This is a genomic window from Aeromonas sp. R5-1 (assembly GCF_040908265.1).
GTDB lineage: Bacteria > Pseudomonadota > Gammaproteobacteria > Enterobacterales > Aeromonadaceae > Aeromonas > Aeromonas caviae.
The window spans coordinates 77,587-94,767 of sequence record NZ_JBFODJ010000110.1; the positions used below are offsets into that span (position 1 = coordinate 77,587).

Sequence of the window (17,181 nt, forward strand, 5' to 3'; positions counted from 1 at the left end):
TCGTCGGCCCTTTGCAATCCGCTCATGGCCAGTTCACCACAAGGTCAGGCCAGATGCGTTGCCACTCCTTGGCCCTGACCCGTTCGCTAAAGATACGGCTCTCCTGGCGACAGCGCGGATTGGGGCTCACCACCAGGGACCAGTTGGGGGCAAAGCCGTAGGGGGCCAGCCACTCGAACCCATCATCTGCCAACAGGCGGACTCCGATGCAGGTGGGTATCTCCACCCAGTGGCTGAGGGCCGAGAGGGAGCTGGCAAAAGGAGGCACCTGCTGGCGCAGATGCATGCGGGCCTGGTTGCGCACCTCCCATAACTGGCCCGGCATCCTGGCGGCGAGCCAGGCTTCGTGATCGGCCTCCTTCAATCCAGTCGGATCAGCGCTGTCCAGATAGATAAGATCGATGTCGTTGAGCGGGGTGGGTTCGGCCTTGTGATGGAGGTGATCCCAGATGAGGTTGCGCACAAACCCCGCCCCCAGGGCCCAGTCGGGCAGGGCCAGCTCCCGCGCAGCCCGGAGGCAATCCATGCGCGGGTGATCGGCCCGCAGCAGGGCCTCGGTGCAGGCCCGCAGGTGCGCCTCCCGCAGCGGCGCGGCTTCAACCGGCATTGCGGCGCAACCAGACGTCGATGTAGCTGCAGCTCGGCACTATGGTGAGCCCCTCAGAGAGGGTCCAGTCGTAGAAGCGGCGGGCCAGCTTGTCGGCAATCCCCTGTCCGCGCAGCTCGGGGGGAACCTGGGTGCTGTAGGCGTCCACCGTGGTGGCGTCCAGCCGGCGATAGGCAAGGCGGGAGAGCTTGCCGTCCACGGTGCAGACAAACTGCTGCTGATCGGCCTGGTGAAGGATGTCGCTCATCGGGAGTCCTCTCTGGGTGAATGGGAAGATCAGAACATGGCGGACAGGGTTTGCCAACGCCATTCTTTGCGCCCATGGCGGGCTCGCTTACACTGGCCGGCCTGCGAATGGTCGCAAGGCAAGGTATAGAACATTGAGAGAGGATGGATCCGTCATGGCCTTCGCCACCCTGGACGAGCTGATAGGCAACACCCCGCTGCTGGCGCTGCGCCGCATCAATCCGCATCCCGGCGTCACCCTGCTGGTGAAGCTGGAGGGCAACAACCCCGCCGGCTCCGTCAAGGACAGGGCGGCGCTGAACCTCATCAGGCAGGCAGAGGCGAGTGGTCACTTAGCGCCAGGAGCCCGGCTCATCGAGGCCACCTCCGGCAATACCGGCATCGCGCTGGCCATGGTGGCGGCGTCCCGGGGTTACCGGATGCGGCTCATCATGCCGAGCAACATGAGCCAGGAGCGGCGCGACGCCATGCAGGCCTACGGCGCCGAGCTGGTGCTGGTGGAAGAGGGCATGGAAGCGGCGCGAGACCTCGCCCTGGCCATGCAGGCGCGGGGGGAAGGGCTGGTGCTCGATCAGTTCAACAACCCCGCCAACCCGGATGCCCACTACCGCTCCACCGGCCCCGAGATCTGGCGCCAGAGCGGCGGGGCGGTCACTCACTTCGTCTCGGCCATGGGCACCACGGGCACCATCATGGGGGTCTCCCGCTACCTCAAGGAGCAGAACCCGGCGGTGGCGGTGATCGGCCTGCAACCGGCCGAGGGGAGCCAGATCCCCGGCATTCGCCGCTGGCCCGAGGCCTACCGGCCCGCCATCTTCGAGCCTGCGCGGGTCGATGGGGTGCTGGATGTGACACTGGAAGAGTCCCTCGTCATGATGCGCCGCCTGGCGCGGGAGGAGGGGATCTGCTGCGGTGTCAGCTCGGGTGGCGCGGTGGCCGGGGCCTTGCGGGTGGCGGCGGAGATCGGGCAGGGGGTGGTGGTGGCGATCATCTGCGATCGGGGGGATCGCTATCTCTCCACCGGGGTCTTCACCCCCGATGTCTGACGGGCAAGGGTCCGTTACTCCCAGGCCCGCTCCAGCAGGGCCAGCAACTGTTCCCTGTCCGCATCCTTGCGGTTGTAGAGCAGGGCGCCGTCGTTGATGGCGAGATCCCGGATCCCGGGCAGCAGCGCCTTGTCGGTGAGGCCCGCCTCCCGCAGGGTGCGGGGCAGCTTGACCGTCTGCCACAGGGTATCGCGCAGTGCCTGCAACGCCTCGATGGTGGCCTGGGGTCTCCCCTCGGCCGGGGTCGCGGCAAAGCGCTCCGGCCCCACCAGGGGCAGCAGCAGGCGGGCGAGCTCGGGGTCGATGCCGGGCCGGTTGTAGTCGAGCACGGTGGGCAGGAAGAGGTTCATACAGAGGCCATGGGGCAGGTGGCAGCGCGCCCCCAGACTGTGGCCGAGGGCGTGCACCAGCCCCACCATGGAGTTGGAAAACGCCATGCCCGCCAAGGTGGAGCCCTCCGCCAGTTGCAGCCGCAGGCCCTTGTCTGTCGGGTGGGCCAGCACCCTGGGCAGAGCGGTGGCAATCTTCTCCACCGCCATCAGGGCCAGGGCGTCACTGACCGGGTTCTTGCCGTTGCCGATGAAGGCCTCGATGGCGTGGGTCATGGCATCCATGGCGGTGGCGGCGGTGATGGGCAGCGGCAGCCCCAGGGTGAAGCGGGGATCCAGCACCGCCAGCCGGGGCAGCAGGAAGGGGGAGGTGAAGGGCACCTTGCGCCCGCTCCCTTCATCCTTGATCACTGCCACCAGGGTCACTTCGGAGCCGGTCCCCGCCGTGGTGGGGACCACCGCCAGGGGGTTGAGGGGACGGGTCAGGCAATCCGCTCCGGCATAGTCGAGCAGCCGCTCGCCCCCCAGGGTCGCCAGTATGTTCACCGCCTTGGCGGTGTCGATGACGGAGCCGCCGCCAAGGGCCAGCAGGCTGTCACAGCCCAGCTCCCGGTAGTGGCGGGCGATCCGCTCCACCACGGCGGTGGAGGAGTCCGCCGGGATCTCGTCCCAGATGGCGGCGACCGGCAACGCCCCTTCGGCCATCACATCGGCCAGCAGGGTGGCGAGCCCGCTGCCGCTGACCCCCTTGTCGGTGAGCAGCAAGGGGCGGCCAGCTCCCAATCCCCTCAGGGCATCCGGCAACTGTTCCAGTGCCTGCTCCCCCGCCATCAGCTTGACCGGGCAGAAAAAATCGTAATAACGGCTCATCCCGTTCTCCTCGTGTTCAACCGGTCAGAAGACCCAGATAGATGTGGCAGGCCCGCGCGAGCTTGCGATGCGGGTCCGGGTAGTGGCGAAGCAGGGGCCGCGCGATGAAGGCGGGCAGGATCAGGCTCTGCAACTGCTCAAGCGCTCGCACCAGGTGCATGGCCGCGTCGAGATCCCCCTCCACCAGCAGCCGGTTTTCGCAAAAGGCCTGGTTGATGCCGAGGCGAAAACTGAGGGCGCGAAAGGCGACGGCGGGGTGCTTGAAGCGCACCCGCAGGGGGTGGGGGCCGTCATGGGCACAGGTCGAATGCGCCCTGCCAGCCTCCTCACCGCAGTGCCAGCGCCCCGCGAACTTGTAGAGACTCAGCCCCCGGGTCATGCCGTTTACCTCGAGCCTGATGGTGAGGCCGTCCGGCAGGGGGGCAAGCTCGCGGCGCACCGCCTCGTCGACCCGGGCGGCGCGGCACAGAGTGCGGCCGATGATCCAGAGCAGGCTGCCAATCCAGAGGCGTCTGCCGGTGGCAAGCAGGGCGTCAGGGCGCATGGGAACCTCCGCTGATGGCGGACCAGAAGAGGGCGAAGGCGCTCTCCTGCCAGTGGGGGTCTTCTCCCAGTTCAGGCTGATCGACAAAGAGGGAGGCGCAGGCCAGAAACTGGCCCTGGCACACCTCCAGCATCAGTGCCGGCGGGGCCGACATCAGCTCGCCGCTGGCCTGGCCCCGGGCGAGCAGGCTCGGCAGAAAATGCAGGGTCTCCGCCAGGATCTGGCTGCGCAGGGGGCGGGCCAGCAGGGGGGAGTGGAAAAAGCCCAGCACGAACCTGAGCTCACGGGGGTGGGCCTGCATCCAGCCCATGGCCTGGTGCCAGTAGTGGCGGGCCTGCTCCTGGAGCGGCAGGGCGGCATCGGCCTCGGTGATGGCGGCGCCAAGGCGCAGCTTGATGTCCTGGTAGAGGCTCTGGATCAGCACCTCCTTGCTGGGAAAGTGATGAAACAGGGTGCCATTGGCCACCCCGGCCGCCTTGGCGATGCGGGCGGTGGCGGCGCCCTGCAGGCCATCCTCCGCGCACAGGGCCAGGGCGGCATCCAGGATCTGGCGGCGTTTGTCGGTCATGGTCTCTCGCATCTCGCCTCCTAGCGCAGGAACAGGGCCATCATCAGCCGCTGGTACCAGCGCCGATAGGGGGGGTGAATGAGGGAGCCTGTGCTGAAGCGTCCGCGGCGCAGCACGGTCTTGGCCTTGGAGAAGGTGAGAAACCCCTCGCGGCCGTGATAGTGGCCCATGCCGGAGGGACCGATGCCGCCGAAGGGGGCATCGTCCGCCGCCACCTGGAACAGACTCTCGTTGATGGCCATGCCTCCGGCGTGGGTCTCCCGGATGAGGCGGCGCTGCAGCGTCTCGTCCAGGCTCATCAGATAGAGCGCCAGGGGGCGGGGCCGGGCCGCCACATAGGCCAGGGCTTCCTCGATGTCGTCATAGGGCACCAGGGGCAGCAGGGGGCCGAAGATCTCCTGCTGCATCACCTGGCAGTGGCCGGGCACCTCGGTCAGCAGGTGGGGCACCAGTCTGCGGGTGGCGTCATCCCGGGCGGGCGTGACGCAGGGGTGGATCTGGGCGCCGGCCTGCCTCGCCTCCTCCAGCCAGGCGGTGAGCCGCTCGTACTGGGGAGCGTTGATGATGGCGCCATAATCCGGGCTCTCGAGCCCTTTGGGGTAGAGGCGGCGAAAATGGGCCTGATAGGCCTCGATGAAGGCCTGCTCCTGCCCCCTCGGCAGCAGTACGTAGTCGGGGGCCACGCAGATCTGGCCGGCGTTGAGGCTCTTGCCGAAGATCATCCGCTCCACCGCCAGGGCCAGGGGCATGTCGGGGGCGATGAGACAGGGGCTCTTGCCGCCGAGCTCCAGGGTGAGGGGGGTGAGCTGGGGGGCGGCCGCGGCCATCACCAGCCGACCCACCGCCGTGGAGCCGGTGAAGATGAGATGGTCGAAGGGGAGGGCGCTGAAAGCGGCCGCGATCCCCGCATCCCCCTCGATGACCACCACCTCGTCACCGCCGAGGGCCTCATCGAGCAGGGTGCGCAGCACGGCGTTGGTGTGAGGGGTGAACTCGGAGAGCTTGATCATGGCGCGGTTGCCGGCGGCGAGGGCGCCGATGAGGGGCCCGAGGCTCAGCATCACCGGGAAATTCCAGGGCACCATGATGCCGACCACGCCGAGGGGCTGATAGTGCACCTCGACCCTGGCGGGGGCCAGCAGCAGGCCGGAATGACGGCGCTCCGGTTTCATCCACCCCTTGAGCCGTTTCAGGGTGTAGTTGATCTGCATGACGCAGGGGAGCACATCGGCGATCAGGCTGTCGTAATCGCTGCGCTGGCCGTAGTCCCGGGCCAGGGCCTGACACAGTGCCTGCTTGTGGCGCAGCAGCCCCTGCTTGAGGGCATCAAGTCTGGCGAGGCGGGACGCCAGATCCGGCATGGGGGTGGCCTGGCTGGCCTGCCTGAGCCGATGCAGTTGCTCGGGGAGGGAGAACTTGTCCGGTGAGGCGGGGGTGACGGTGGTGTCCATGGCATGCTCCGCACGAAAAGTGACCGACTGATTAGTCGGTCCAAATCTAGCGATTCGTTGCCGACTTGTAAACCGGGCGGGGGCAGAGGGTGGCTGCCAGTGGGCGGCGTTGTCCGGAACTGTGTCCGGGCTCCCATTTTTGAGGTATCTGGATTGGTCTTCTATCTAATAAGGGGTAATTGTGGGTCACCAACTCGGAGGGAGAACCGCACATGACCAGGGAATTGCATAGCCTGCTGGCCCGGCTGGATGACGTGATCGCGCGCATGCCGGACAGTTTCAATACCTATGAGTTTGCCCAGAAGCTGGCGCTGCAACATCAGCAGGAGTATTTCGCCGCAGGCCACTCCCTGGCGGGCCAGGAGAAGAACCTGCTGCGCCTGCTCCACGAAAAGATTGCCCTGGCGCTGGCGAGCCATGAGGGCGTCATCGAGGGGGCCCTGCTGCCCTGCATGACCCCCTGGGGGGAGCGTGCCACCTCGCCCCGCTGGCACCGCAAGCACTGACCCGACAACAACATGAAAAGGCCCCTCGGGGCCTTTTCATGTTGGGGGTCACACCTACTGGACCAGCCTGCGGGCCTGCCAGTAGCGGCTGTTCCAGTAGACGTTGTCGAGGCGCGAGCGGATCACGCCCTTGCTGGTGGAGGCGTGGATGAACTCACCTGCCCCGGTGTAGACCCCGACGTGGTACTGCTGCCAGCCGGTCTTGAAGAAGACCAGGTCCCCGTGCTGGAGACGGTATCTGTCCACCGGGCGGCCGAGGCTCGCCTGGGATTCCGTGGTGCGGGGCAGGGTGAAGCCCAGGACCTGGCTGTAGGCGAGCTGGGTGAAGGCGGAGCAGTCGAGACCGGCGCGGCTGGTACCGCCCATGCGATAGGGCACGCCGCGCCACTGCTGATAGAAGTTGTCGAATGCGCCGCTCTGGCGCACGGGAGGGGGAGGCTCCGGCGTGCTGGAGCAGGCGGCGAGAAGCAGGGCCAGCAGGGGCAGCAGCAAGGTGCGAAACATCTCAACTCCTTGATAGGGCACGGGGTTCATCATAGACGATGATCCTGCCTGGAACCTGAATGACAACGGCATTGACGAGTGGCCGCCTGTGGGGGCAACCACTGGATCACCCCGCCGGTTTGGGGGTAATGAGCGGCGTCAGCAACTCGGCAATCTTGTAGAAGGTCTGCACCCGCGTGGTGCTGGGGCGCCACACCAGGCCTATCTCCCGATAGGGTTTCTCCCCGGGCAGGGGGATGGCCACCAGGTCCGTGTTGTCGAGGATGCCCGCATCTATGGCCATCTGGGGCAGGAAGGTGGTGCCAAGACCGGCCCCCACCATCTGCACCAGGGTGTGCAGGCTGGTGGCGGCGAACGGGTTGATCTTGCTCTTGTCCCGCAGCCGACAGGCGCTCACCGCGTGCTCCGTCAGGCAGTGCTCCCGCTCCAGCAGGAAGATGCTCTGGTTGGGCAGCTCCTTGTAGTCGAACGGCATGTGCAGGCCCGCAGCCATGTGGGAGGGCATCACCATGTGGAAGGGATCCTGGCCGACGGTTTTGCTGTGGAAGCCGCCGATCTCCACCGGCAGCGCCAGGATCAGCAGATCGAGCTGCCCCTGCTCCAGCTGCTTGAGCAGATTGGTGGTGGTGTCTTCCCGCAGCAGCAGCTCCAGATCCGGATAGGCCTTACCGCACACCTGCAGCAGCTTGCTCAGCAGGAAGGGGGCGATGGTGGGGATGCAGCCCAGGCGCACCGTGCCGTGCATGACGCCCCCCTGCTGCTGCCCCAGCTCCATCAGGTCCCGGGCATCGGAGAGCAGGTTGCGCGCCCGCGCCACGATTTCCATGCCGACCGGCGTCATGATGAAGCTCTTGTGATCCCGCTCTACCAGTTGCAGGTTCATCATGTCCTCCAGGGTCTGGATCCCGGTACTCAGGGTCGACTGGCTGACATGGCAGGCCTTGGCGGCGCGGTTGAAATTCTTGTGCTCGTCCAGAGCGACCAGATACTGGAGCTGCTTCAGGCTGGGCCAACGTTGCATAGGAGAAACCCGATCGATGCTATCTATTTGATTTGATTAATCTACCATCGAGAAGCCCCGTTGTCGTCGACAAATCGGTGCCCCCTGGCAGGCGCACTGCCTCACGCACATGGGGTGGCCTGCGCCGATGAGCTGGTCACCCCTCATTGGTCAGGAGCTTATCCCCTTGTGCCGCGCCATTGAAGGGGCGCCGCCATGGGATGTGACGGGGATCGGCCTTCGGGCGAGGCGCCCTGCGCGCAGGAGCGGCCATAAAAAAACGCGCCGGTGGGCGCGTTTTTGCAGAAGGGGGGCGGACTATTCGTCGAAGATACCGAAGTGATCCTTGGCGAAGTTGACCCGCTGCTCCACGTTCATCTTGACCTGACCCAGCTTCTCGATGGTCTTGAGGTTGGGCACCAGGCCGCGACCGTTGGCGATCTGGATGGCAAGGCCCGGACGGGCGTTGAGCTCCAGCAGCATGGGGCCGCGGAACTTGTCCAGCACCATGTCGGTCCCGATGTAGCCAAGACCGGACATCTCGTAGCAGGAGGCCGCCAGGTTGAGCAGGGTGTCCCAGTGAGGCACCTTCAGATCGTAGAGATCCAGGCCGGTGTCCGGGTGGTGGCGCAGCGGGTTGCCAAACTGCACCGCCCGCAGGGCGCGGCCGGTGCGCAGGCACAGGCCCACCCCCACGGCGCCCTGGTGCAGGTTCGCCTTGCCATCGGAAGCCGAGGTGGAGAGGCGCATCATGGCCATCACCGGGAACCCCTTGAAGATGATCACCCGGGCATCGGGGACCCCTTCGAAGGAGTAGCCGTCGAACACGTCGTCGAAGTTGATGAGCCCTTCCACCAGCGCCACGTCGGGCTTGCCGCCGAGGGAATAGAGCCCCGCCAGGATGTTGGAGACATGGCGCTCCAGATCCTGGCCGTTGGCGGCGCTGCCGTTGGGCTTGTAGAAGAGGCCATCCTCCTGGCGCAGGATCACCAGGATCCCCTTGCCGCCGGAGCCGCGGGCCGGCTTGATGCAGAAGCCCGGCCAGTCCTTCACCAGCGCGGTGATGCGAGTCACGTCGTGCTGCTCGCGGATGGTGCCGATGAGTTCAGGCACCGTCACCCCCGCATCCAGCGCGATGCGCTTGGTCTTGAGCTTGTCATCCACCAGCGGATAGAGGCGGCGCGGGTTGTAGCGGCTGATGTAGGAGTGGTTGCGCTTGTTCATGCCGAGGATGCCTGCCTGGGACAGGCTCCACGGACTGGTGTATTTCTGCCAGAACCACATCTGTTACTTGTCCTTACCCGGGGTGGCACCAGACTTCATCTCGTCCACCAGCGGCTTGAAGCGCTTGAGCTCGCTCAGCTTGTAGCCGGTGTAGTTACCCATCAACAGCACGGTCGCCATCAGCACCAGCTGCAGGCCGAGGAAGTTGAAGGTGAGGTGACGAATGAGCTCGTTGTCCATGGCCAGGTAGGCGATGACCGCCACCAGCAGGGAGCCGCCGCCCTGGCGGAACACCTCTTTGGGACCCTCTTCTTCCCACAGGATGGACATGCGCTCGATGGTCCAGGAGAGGATGATCATCGGGAAGAAGGTGATCTTCATGCCGTCGGTCAACCCCAGCTTGAAGGCGAACGCCGAGAAGATGCCGATCATCGAGATCACCATGATGATGATCGCCGATATTCGGGCGACCAGCAGCAGGTTCAGCCTCGAGAGGTAGGAACGGATCACCAGGCCGGTGCCGACGATCAGCAGGAAGCCGATGAGGCCGGTGACCAGCGAGGTCTGGATGAAGGCGACCGCGATCAGCACCGGCATGAAGGTGCCGGAGGTCTTGATCCCCACGATGACCCGCAGGAACACCACCATCAGCACGCCGATGGGGATGAGCAGCAGACCCTTGAACAGGGCTTGCTCTTCCAGGGGCAGGCTGTGGATGGAGAAGTTCATCATCTCGGATTTTTCGAACTTCTGGGCCAGGGCCACGTTGACCGGTTGCTCCTGCTCGATCATCGAGAAGGTGACGCGGGAGTTGTGACCGCCGGTGACGTCCAGGAGGGCGCCGGAGTTGTACTCCCACAGCAGCAGGTTGGCCGGTTGACCCTGTTCACCGCTTTGCGGGTTGAACAGCTTGTAGTCGGTCGGGCTGTTGAAGACCTGCAGGTAATCCACCAGCTCCTGACGGCGGCGGCCATCTTCCAGACTGAGGGCGTGAACCACCCGGGCCGGGACGTCCGCGTTGTTGAGCAGCTCGGCAATCAGATTGGCGCGGCTCTTGTGGGACTTGAGCAGCTCGGCGTTCTGTTCCTGCTTCTCGATCTCCTTGATGATCTCGCGGGTCAGGGTGTAGCCGTCGGCGGAGCGCTCCTGGGCGCGCTCCAGGATCTGCTTCATGGCCGTGGCGTAGGGCTCGCTCTCGATCTGCTTCTCGATGGCGGGCGGCTGCGGGTTGGCGGCGGGCTTGGCATGGGCATCGGCCATCATGTCGACCCGGTAGTAGAGCTCCTGACGGCCGGAGGCGGTGCGGATGGACCACTCGGCGCGGGCATCCCCGTCTTTTTCCACGAACGACAGGCCATAGCCCGGGCTCGCGGCGTTCTCGTTCATCAGGGTGAAGCCGGGCTGGGTGCCCGGAATGGCCAGGGAGGCGATCACCGGCTCGCCGGTGGCCTCGAACTCGAGCTTGGCTTCGATGGACCAGATCTGGCGCTTTTCACCCGGCGTGAGCGGGACGTCCAGCGCGATGTGATGATAGAAGGTCATCCCCAGGCCGACGATGTAGAGCAGGGCGACCAGCAGATAGAACGGCTTACGGGAAACCATGGATTATTTCACATCCTTGAGCTTGGGTTTGGGTTGGATATATTCGCGGGCCACGTCGACCACGGCGATGTCTTTGAGGAATTCACGGCCCAGCAGCACGGGGAAGGTCATGTCGCTGCGGTCCTTCAGGGTAAATTCGGCCTTCTCGGTCATGTCGCCGATGCGCACGGCGAGGCGGACCACGGGGCGACGGTCGAGATCGTCGGCGGAAGCCTGACGGACCCGCACGTGACGCACCAGGGGCGCTTCAATCTGGATCTTGTCGTCCATCTCCTGGTGGCTCAGGAAGAAGCGCACCCAGTTCTTGCCGTTGCGCTCGAAGATGGTGATCTCCTGGGCGCTGATGGAGGAGGTGGTGGCGCCGGTGTCGACCCGGGCCTGGAAGGCGTCGTTGGCGGCGTCAACCCAGATCCACTCCGCTTCACCCACCAGCAGCTTGCCATCGACGGTGTGGCCCTGGCTCGGCGCCGGGCACTTCTCGGTGGGAATGGGCATGGCCTTGGGCGGCTCGGGAGGCAGGGTAGCCAGCTTGCTGTCGACTTTCTTCACGGACTCTTTCATGTTGGTGACATCGGTGTTGAGCTGAACCAGCAGGTGCTGTTGCTGCACATACTGCTTCTGTTGCTGTTCCATGGATGTTTGCAGACGTTGCTCGCTCAACGAGATCTCGTTGCGCAGCTCGGCCAGCGTCAGGGTCGGGGCCGGGGGGGCTTTTTCCATACTGACACACCCGCCGAGACTGAGCAGGGAGAGCAGGGTCATTCCTTTTAATTTGCTTTTCATGTCATTCATTTAACTGTGCTTCCTGGAATTGGGTCAGTGTAACTTCCACAGCCGCCATCGGCTAGTCTTTGGCCTTTCTGGCGATCAGTACGGCACGTTTGGGTGCCGGGTATCCTTCGACCGTGAGTGCAGGATTGTGTGGATCCAGATAGTCACTCAGGGACTCGTTAATCATCCAGTCGGTACGACGCTGTTCGTCGGTGCTGGTCATATTCTCGTCGACGATGCGCACATCGGTGAACCCGCAGCGCTCGACCCAGCGTGTGAGGGCCGCGCTCGAGGGGAGGAACCAGACGTTGCGCATCTTGCCGTAGCGATCGGAGGGCATCAGCACCTGGTTTTCGTCGCCGTCCACCACCAGGGTCTCGAGCACCAGCTCCCCATCGTCTTTGAGCTGGTTGCGCAACTGCTCGATGTGCTCGATGGGGGACTTGCGATGATAGAGCACCCCCATGGAGAAGACGGTGTCAAAGGCGCGCAGCTCCGGCAGCTCCTGGATACCGAGCGGCAGCAGGTGGGCGCGCTGGTCGTTGTCCATGAAGTGGCGAATGGCTTCGAACTGGCAGAGGAACAGCGGGCTCGGGTCGATGCCGACCGCCAGTTTCGCCCCTTCCCCCACCATGCGCCAGAGGTGGTAGCCGCTGCCGCAGCCCACGTCCAGCACGTAGCGGCCCTGGAGCGGGCTGATGTGGGGCAGCACCCGATCCCACTTCCAGTCGGAGCGCCACTCGGTGTCGATGTGGATGCCGTGCACATGGAAGGGGCCCTTGCGCCAGGGCATGAGCTGGCGCAACAGGCTCTCGGTCTTCTTGCGCTCACCCTCTCCCAGGCTATCGGAGCCGCCGATGGCGACCCGCTCTTTGAGCTCGATCCGGCCGGGGGCCACGACGGGCAGCTTGGCGAGGGCGCGGTTCCAGCGCGGCAGATCCCCGTGCAGGTTGTCGTGCTGCCAGGCGTGCAGCTGGGCGGGCAGGGTGTGCAGCCAGTGGCTCAACCTGTTCTTGGCGATCAGTTGATAAAAATGGGCGAAATCGATCATGGCTTAGTTGGTGTCGCTGGCTTTGATGGCAATCATGGAGCCGAAGTTGAAGCACTGGAACCAGAGGTCCAGGTGGGTGAAGCCGGCGTCCCGCAGGCGCGCCTGATGGACCGCCAGGGTGTCGGTGCGCATCACGTTCTCAAGGGCGGTGCGCTTCTGGCTGATTTCCAGCTCGCTGTAGCCGTTGGCCCGCTTGAAGTCGAGGTGCAAGTCGATGAGCAGCTCGTTGACCTGCTCGTCATCGAAGCGGAACTTCTCGCTCAGGATGAGGATGCCGCCGGGGCGCAGGCCGTCAAAGATGCGCGCGATGAGGGCGGCCCGCTTCTCGGGGGCGACGAACTGCAGGGTGAAGTTGAGCACCACTACGGAGGCGTTCTCGATGGGGATGTCGCAGATGTCCGCCTCCACCAGCTCCACCGGCACCTCGGACTTGAAGCCCGAGAGGTGAGCGCGGGCCCGCTCGATCATGGGGTGGGAGAGATCCACCGCCGTGATCTGGCAGCCGGGCTGGGTGACGTGGCGGCGCATGGCCTGGGTCGCGGCGCCGAGGGAGCAGCCGAGATCGTAGAGGCGGCTCTGGGGCTGGGCGTAGCGGGCGGCCATCATGCCGATGGCGGAGATGATGTTGCTGTAACCGGGCACCGAGCGCTGGATCATGTCGGGGAAGACGTCGACGACCTGCTCGTCAAAGCAGAAGTCTCCCAGACGGGCAATGGGGGCGGCAAAAATCTGATCGTGCATGCTGACGCAACCTGACAGCCGGTGTGGTGGGCGGCTGTTTTATTCAATTGAATCTTGGGTGGACGGGCATCGAAATGGCGTCGTCACCGGTTGACGAACGGGGTGGCTTGCTCCGGGATCCTTCGGGCTGCCCCTGTTCGCAACGGGCCATGGTCCGGGCCCTCAGGGTGCCGGGCTGGGGTGGGCAACGCATTGCCATGCACCCAGGCCCGGGACCTTACTTGGGGCGCTAGTGTAGAGGAAAGGCGGGCGTTTGTCTTGACGCCAACCCCGGTGGGACCACAAAAAAAGCGGCTTTTTTTGGGGATGGAGAAGGGGCGGGGAGGGGGCCGCTCAAAAGGGCAGCACCCCCTGGCGGGCGCGATCGTTTTCTCCCGGCCAGGGGGCCATCTCCTGGCCGAGCAGGCGGCTGATCTGCCGTGCGAGTTCGGGGGCCCGGGCATTGTCGGCGGTGTGAACAAAGAGGTAGAGATCCTTGCCCTCCTGGAGCCATTGTTTCCAATGTGGCAACCATGGTGGCAAAAATGGATGATTGTCCTCGATTTGAGGCAAACCAATCAGGCGCACCACCGGGGCACCCCCCGTGGCCAGCAGATGGACCGGCAACCTGGGTTTCTTGCCCTGGGCATCGATCATGGCGGCCGTGGTGGCGGGCACCGAGAAGAGCGGGCAGTTGCAGCTTGAGCAGCCCCAGCTTGTCATGCAGGGGGGCCAGCAGGCGGATGAAGGCCGTCACCTGTTTGTCCGCGCTCACCAGATCGCTCTGGTGGCTGATCTCCTTGGGAAACTTGAAGCTGAAGCGAAAGTGGTCGGGGACCGCATCGGCCCAGCGCTGCACCGTCTCCGGGGTTGGCGAGGCGTAGAAGGTGGTGTTGCCCTCCACGGAGTTGAACACCCGGGCATAGTCGGCGAGGTGCTCGGCGGGCCTGGCATTCATCCCCAGCAACTGGCCGGGCCAGGCCGGGTGTGACCACTGGGGCAGGCCCAAATAGAGGCTCATGATGGTTCCTGTCGGCAGGTTGGCGCACTTTTGCCCTCCTTTTTGCGCCAGAACAACAAAAAACAGGGTAAAGGGGGCTGCGGGCCATTTTACCCAAATGGAGGTTTTCCTCTATAATGCCAACCCTTTTGTTTGCCACATTGTCGTAATGCGCGCGACCGAGCCCCCGGGTGACGATGATCGCGGCCCGGCAGTGGCCAGACAACGACGCCAGCCGATACCCCGGCGCCCACTCGTCATCCCGGTCGGGAGCGGGGGCATGCCTGGGACGGCGGCAAGAATCCGGCTCGGGGAGCCGGATGACCCGAGACAGATTTCAAACCGGGCAAGAAGCAGGATCTGGCCAGCTGTGAGACAGACGGTGCTTGCCAGTCGTGCCCGGCGACCCAGGATGAACCGTCTCTCTACCATTTCGAAGGAAGAAGTCCATGCGCTCTATCTATTGCGGACAGGTCAATGAGGCCCATGCCGGGCAGACCATTACATTGTGCGGTTGGGTCCATCGTCGTCGTGATCTCGGCGGCCTCATCTTTATCGACATGCGCGACCGCGAGGGCATCGTGCAGGTGTTCTTCGATCCGGACAAGCCGGACGCCTTTGCCCTGGCCTCCGAGCTGCGCGGCGAGTTCTGCATCCAGGTGACCGGCGTGGTGCGTACCCGCCCCGACTCCCAGCGCAACAGCGACATGGCCACCGGTGCCATCGAGGTGTTCGCCCACGAGCTGACCATCATCAACCGTGCCGAGCCGCTGCCCCTTGACTTCAACCAGGTCAACAGCGAAGAGGTGAGCCTCAAGTACCGCTACCTGGACCTGCGTCGTCCCGAGATGGCCAAGTACCTGAAGACCCGTGCCAAGGCCAGTGCCTTCGTGCGCCGCTTCATGGACGAGCACGGCTTCCTCGACATCGAGACCCCGATGCTGACCAAGGCGACCCCGGAAGGGGCCCGTGACTACCTGGTGCCGAGCCGCGTGCACAAGGGCAAGTTCTACGCCCTGCCGCAGTCCCCCCAGCTGTTCAAGCAGTTGCTGATGATGTCCGGCTTCGACCGCTACTACCAGATCGTCAAGTGCTTCCGCGACGAAGACCTGCGTGCCGACCGCCAGCCGGAATTCACCCAGATCGACGTGGAGACCTCCTTCATGACCGCGCCCCAGGTGCGTGAAATCATGGAAGAGATGATCCGCAAGCTCTGGCTGCACATCCTGAACGTGGACCTGGGTGACTTCCCCATCATGACCTTCGACGAAGCCATGCGCCGCTTCGGCTCCGACAAGCCGGACCTGCGCCTGCCGATGGAGCTGGTGGACGTGGCAGATCTCTTGACCGAGGTGGAGTTCGCCGTGTTCGCCGGTCCTGCCAAGGATCCGAAAGGCCGTGTGGCGGCCCTGAAGGTACCGGGCGGCGCGGAGCTGTCTCGCAAGCAGATCGACGAGTACACCAAGTTCGTCGGCATCTACGGTGCCAAGGGCCTGGCCTGGATGAAGGTCAACGAAGCCGGGAGCGGCCTCGAAGGGGTGCAGTCCCCGGTGGCCAAGTTCCTCTCTGACGCCATCGTGCGCGAGATCCTGGCCCGCACCGGCGCGATGGATGGCGACATCATCTTCTTCGGCGCCGACTCCAAGAAAGTGGTGTGCGATGCCATGGGCGCCCTGCGCCTGAAGGTGGGCCGCGATCTGGGTCTGGTGGAGAACGTCTGGAAGCCCCTGTGGGTCATCGACTTCCCCATGTTCGAAGAAGATGGCGAAGGCGGCCTGGCGGCCATGCACCACCCCTTCACCGCCCCGAGCAACCTGGGCCCGGCCGAGCTGAAAGCGAACCCGGTGGGCGCTTACGCCAACGCCTACGACATGGTGATCAACGGTTACGAAGTGGGTGGCGGCTCTGTGCGTATCCACAACAGCGAGATGCAGTCCACCGTGTTCGACATCCTGGGGATCACCCCGGACGAGCAGCGCCTGAAGTTCGGCTTCCTGCTGGATGCCCTGAAATACGGCACCCCGCCCCACGCCGGCCTGGCCTTCGGTCTGGACCGCCTCAGCATGCTGCTGACCGGCACCGACAACATCCGGGATGTCATCGCCTTCCCGAAAACCACGGCGGCCGCCTGTCTGATGACAGACGCCCCGAGCTTTGCCAACCCGGCCCAACTGGGCGAGCTGGCGATTGCGACCACCGTCAAGGGTGACGAATAAGCCGTTATCGGCAACAAAGGCCGCAGCGATGCGGCCTTTCCCGTTTCCCCCTGGGCGCAACCAGTGTTACTGAAATTTCCAACTATAACGGAGAGTCCCTATGGCAGGTCACAGTAAATGGGCCAACATCAAACACCGCAAGGCGGCGCAAGACGCCAAGCGCGGCAAGATCTTCACCAAGCTGATCCGCGAAATCACCACCTCCGCGCGTCTGGGTGATGCCGATCCTGCCAACAACCCCCGCCTGCGTGCAGCGGTGGCGGCAGCCCTGACCAGCAACATGACCCGCGACACCATCAACCGCGCCATCGCCCGTGGGGCCGGCGGCGGTGACGGCGAGCAGCTCGAGACCATCGTGTACGAAGGGTACGGCCCGGCCGGTTCCGCCGTCATGGTGGAGTGCCTGACCGACAACCGCAACCGTACCGTGGCCGAAGTGCGTCACGCCTTCAGCAAGTGCGGCGGCAACCTGGGGACCGACGGCTCCGTGGCCTATCTGTTCACCAAGAAGGGGGTGCTGACCTTCGTGGGCGCCGATGAAGACGCTCTGATGGACGCCGCGCTGGAAGCCGGTGCCGACGACGTGGTGACCGAAGAAGATGGCACCATCGAGGTCTACACCACCCCGAACGACTTCGGCACCGTGCTGGACGGTCTGGAAGCCGCCGGCTTCAAGCCCGAGAGCGCCGAAGTGACCATGATCCCCTCCACCGAGGCGGAACTGGATGCCGAGACCGCGCCCAAGCTGATGCGCCTCATCGACATGCTGGAAGATCTGGACGACGTGCAGGAGGTGTACCACAACGGCTCCATCTCCGACGAGATCGCCGCGACCCTGTGATCCCCCAGGGCAAGGGGAGGGCGACCACAACGGTCCTCTTCCCCGGCTCCGACGAGATTGCCGCGACCCTGTGATCCCCCAGAGC

At 64.8% G+C, this 17,181-nt stretch carries 17 protein-coding genes and 1 pseudogene; 4 read left to right on the forward strand and 14 right to left on the reverse strand.

Annotation, left to right across the window (positions count from 1 at the left end; genetic code table 11):
• Positions 1 to 22: 22 nt before the first annotated feature.
• Complete coding sequence (locus AB5Y64_RS15800; protein WP_368204210.1) at positions 23 to 607, reverse strand: nucleotidyltransferase family protein; 585 nt, start codon at positions 605 to 607, stop codon at positions 23 to 25.
• Entirely contained in the window at positions 597 to 854 is a 258-nt protein-coding gene (locus AB5Y64_RS15805) for a GNAT family N-acetyltransferase (RefSeq protein ID WP_041212700.1), read from the reverse strand. Before AB5Y64_RS15805 ends, AB5Y64_RS15800 begins: the two co-directional genes overlap by 11 nt.
• Before the next feature lie 154 nt (positions 855 to 1,008).
• Here AB5Y64_RS15805 and cysM point away from each other — a divergent pair, with 154 nt between their 5' ends.
• Positions 1,009 to 1,899, forward strand: coding sequence for a cysteine synthase CysM (cysM, locus tag AB5Y64_RS15810; protein ID WP_039039854.1), 891 nt, complete (start codon positions 1,009 to 1,011; stop codon positions 1,897 to 1,899).
• Positions 1,900 to 1,913: 14 nt separating this feature from the next.
• Here the strand turns inward: cysM and AB5Y64_RS15815 are convergent, their stop codons facing one another.
• The 4 genes from AB5Y64_RS15815 to AB5Y64_RS15830 are packed head-to-tail and all read right to left on the reverse strand — an operon-like array spanning position 1,914 to position 5,661.
• Entirely contained in the window at positions 1,914 to 3,098 is a 1,185-nt protein-coding gene (locus tag AB5Y64_RS15815) for an iron-containing alcohol dehydrogenase (protein WP_111896656.1), read from the reverse strand.
• Between the two features lie 16 nt (positions 3,099 to 3,114).
• A complete protein-coding gene (locus tag AB5Y64_RS15820) occupies positions 3,115 to 3,642 on the reverse strand; it encodes a hypothetical protein (RefSeq protein WP_041212703.1) in 528 nt (175 codons plus the stop codon).
• On the reverse strand, positions 3,632 to 4,222 hold the full coding sequence (locus AB5Y64_RS15825; protein ID WP_043155215.1) for a TetR/AcrR family transcriptional regulator: 591 nt from the start codon (positions 4,220 to 4,222) through the stop codon (positions 3,632 to 3,634). Before AB5Y64_RS15825 ends, AB5Y64_RS15820 begins: the two co-directional genes overlap by 11 nt.
• 8 nt (positions 4,223 to 4,230) lie before the next feature.
• Positions 4,231 to 5,661 (reverse strand): coniferyl aldehyde dehydrogenase, encoded by a 1,431-nt coding sequence (locus tag AB5Y64_RS15830; protein WP_103243444.1) that lies wholly within the window; start codon positions 5,659 to 5,661, stop codon positions 4,231 to 4,233.
• 212 nt (positions 5,662 to 5,873) lie between these two features.
• Here AB5Y64_RS15830 and AB5Y64_RS15835 point away from each other — a divergent pair, with 212 nt between their 5' ends.
• Positions 5,874 to 6,167: a hypothetical protein gene (locus AB5Y64_RS15835; RefSeq protein ID WP_010674084.1), complete on the forward strand. Its 294-nt coding sequence runs from the start codon at positions 5,874 to 5,876 to the stop codon at positions 6,165 to 6,167.
• A gap of 54 nt (positions 6,168 to 6,221) precedes the next feature.
• Here the strand turns inward: AB5Y64_RS15835 and AB5Y64_RS15840 are convergent, their stop codons facing one another.
• The 8 genes and pseudogenes from AB5Y64_RS15840 to AB5Y64_RS15875 all read right to left on the reverse strand — a co-directional run bounded on the left by AB5Y64_RS15840 (position 6,222) and on the right by AB5Y64_RS15875 (position 14,060).
• A complete protein-coding gene (locus AB5Y64_RS15840; RefSeq protein WP_029314241.1) occupies positions 6,222 to 6,671 on the reverse strand; it encodes a C40 family peptidase in 450 nt (149 codons plus the stop codon).
• A 106-nt stretch (positions 6,672 to 6,777) separates the two neighbouring features.
• On the reverse strand, positions 6,778 to 7,692 hold the full coding sequence (locus AB5Y64_RS15845) for a hydrogen peroxide-inducible genes activator (RefSeq protein ID WP_010674086.1): 915 nt from the start codon (positions 7,690 to 7,692) through the stop codon (positions 6,778 to 6,780).
• A gap of 297 nt (positions 7,693 to 7,989) precedes the next feature.
• On the reverse strand, positions 7,990 to 8,955 hold the full coding sequence (locus AB5Y64_RS15850) for an alpha-L-glutamate ligase-like protein (RefSeq protein ID WP_010674087.1): 966 nt from the start codon (positions 8,953 to 8,955) through the stop codon (positions 7,990 to 7,992).
• A gap of 3 nt (positions 8,956 to 8,958) precedes the next feature.
• On the reverse strand, positions 8,959 to 10,497 hold the full coding sequence (locus AB5Y64_RS15855) for an inactive transglutaminase family protein (protein WP_010674088.1): 1,539 nt from the start codon (positions 10,495 to 10,497) through the stop codon (positions 8,959 to 8,961).
• Between the two features lie 3 nt (positions 10,498 to 10,500).
• Positions 10,501 to 11,259 carry an ATP-dependent zinc protease gene (locus AB5Y64_RS15860; protein ID WP_010674089.1) on the reverse strand — a complete coding sequence of 253 codons (759 nt, stop codon included), beginning with the start codon at positions 11,257 to 11,259 and terminating at the stop codon, positions 10,501 to 10,503.
• A gap of 82 nt (positions 11,260 to 11,341) precedes the next feature.
• On the reverse strand, positions 11,342 to 12,319 hold the full coding sequence (gene cmoB, locus AB5Y64_RS15865) for a tRNA 5-methoxyuridine(34)/uridine 5-oxyacetic acid(34) synthase CmoB (RefSeq protein WP_124244833.1): 978 nt from the start codon (positions 12,317 to 12,319) through the stop codon (positions 11,342 to 11,344).
• Positions 12,320 to 12,322: 3 nt separating this feature from the next.
• Positions 12,323 to 13,060 (reverse strand): carboxy-S-adenosyl-L-methionine synthase CmoA, encoded by a 738-nt coding sequence (gene cmoA, locus AB5Y64_RS15870; RefSeq protein ID WP_010674091.1) that lies wholly within the window; start codon positions 13,058 to 13,060, stop codon positions 12,323 to 12,325.
• 333 nt (positions 13,061 to 13,393) lie between these two features.
• Positions 13,394 to 14,060, reverse strand: a pseudogene (locus AB5Y64_RS15875) (DUF72 domain-containing protein).
• A gap of 428 nt (positions 14,061 to 14,488) precedes the next feature.
• On the opposite strand from AB5Y64_RS15875, the gene aspS reads away from it, so the two are divergent.
• Together aspS and AB5Y64_RS15885 are read left to right on the forward strand one after the other, a co-directional pair.
• Entirely contained in the window at positions 14,489 to 16,255 is a 1,767-nt protein-coding gene (aspS, locus tag AB5Y64_RS15880; protein WP_045525291.1) for an aspartate--tRNA ligase, read from the forward strand.
• A gap of 100 nt (positions 16,256 to 16,355) precedes the next feature.
• Entirely contained in the window at positions 16,356 to 17,096 is a 741-nt protein-coding gene (locus AB5Y64_RS15885; protein ID WP_010674094.1) for a YebC/PmpR family DNA-binding transcriptional regulator, read from the forward strand.
• Positions 17,097 to 17,181: the final 85 nt, after the last annotated feature.

Bases quoted from the DNA above. Each gene is read 5' to 3' on its own strand.
- AB5Y64_RS15800 (WP_368204210.1), bottom strand. From the start codon at position 607: ATGCCGGTTGAAGCCGCGCCGCTGCGGGAGGCGCACCTGCGGGCCTGC.
- AB5Y64_RS15805 (WP_041212700.1), bottom strand. From the start codon at position 854: ATGAGCGACATCCTTCACCAGGCCGATCAGCAGCAGTTTGTCTGCACC.
- cysM (WP_039039854.1), top strand. From the start codon at position 1,009: ATGGCCTTCGCCACCCTGGACGAGCTGATAGGCAACACCCCGCTGCTG.
- AB5Y64_RS15815 (WP_111896656.1), bottom strand. From the start codon at position 3,098: ATGAGCCGTTATTACGATTTTTTCTGCCCGGTCAAGCTGATGGCGGGG.
- AB5Y64_RS15820 (WP_041212703.1), bottom strand. From the start codon at position 3,642: ATGCGCCCTGACGCCCTGCTTGCCACCGGCAGACGCCTCTGGATTGGC.
- AB5Y64_RS15825 (WP_043155215.1), bottom strand. From the start codon at position 4,222: ATGCGAGAGACCATGACCGACAAACGCCGCCAGATCCTGGATGCCGCC.
- AB5Y64_RS15830 (WP_103243444.1), bottom strand. From the start codon at position 5,661: ATGGACACCACCGTCACCCCCGCCTCACCGGACAAGTTCTCCCTCCCC.
- AB5Y64_RS15835 (WP_010674084.1), top strand. From the start codon at position 5,874: ATGACCAGGGAATTGCATAGCCTGCTGGCCCGGCTGGATGACGTGATC.
- AB5Y64_RS15840 (WP_029314241.1), bottom strand. From the start codon at position 6,671: ATGTTTCGCACCTTGCTGCTGCCCCTGCTGGCCCTGCTTCTCGCCGCC.
- AB5Y64_RS15845 (WP_010674086.1), bottom strand. From the start codon at position 7,692: ATGCAACGTTGGCCCAGCCTGAAGCAGCTCCAGTATCTGGTCGCTCTG.
- AB5Y64_RS15850 (WP_010674087.1), bottom strand. From the start codon at position 8,955: ATGTGGTTCTGGCAGAAATACACCAGTCCGTGGAGCCTGTCCCAGGCA.
- AB5Y64_RS15855 (WP_010674088.1), bottom strand. From the start codon at position 10,497: ATGGTTTCCCGTAAGCCGTTCTATCTGCTGGTCGCCCTGCTCTACATC.
- AB5Y64_RS15860 (WP_010674089.1), bottom strand. From the start codon at position 11,259: ATGACCCTGCTCTCCCTGCTCAGTCTCGGCGGGTGTGTCAGTATGGAA.
- cmoB (WP_124244833.1), bottom strand. From the start codon at position 12,319: ATGATCGATTTCGCCCATTTTTATCAACTGATCGCCAAGAACAGGTTG.
- cmoA (WP_010674091.1), bottom strand. From the start codon at position 13,060: ATGCACGATCAGATTTTTGCCGCCCCCATTGCCCGTCTGGGAGACTTC.
- aspS (WP_045525291.1), top strand. From the start codon at position 14,489: ATGCGCTCTATCTATTGCGGACAGGTCAATGAGGCCCATGCCGGGCAG.
- AB5Y64_RS15885 (WP_010674094.1), top strand. From the start codon at position 16,356: ATGGCAGGTCACAGTAAATGGGCCAACATCAAACACCGCAAGGCGGCG.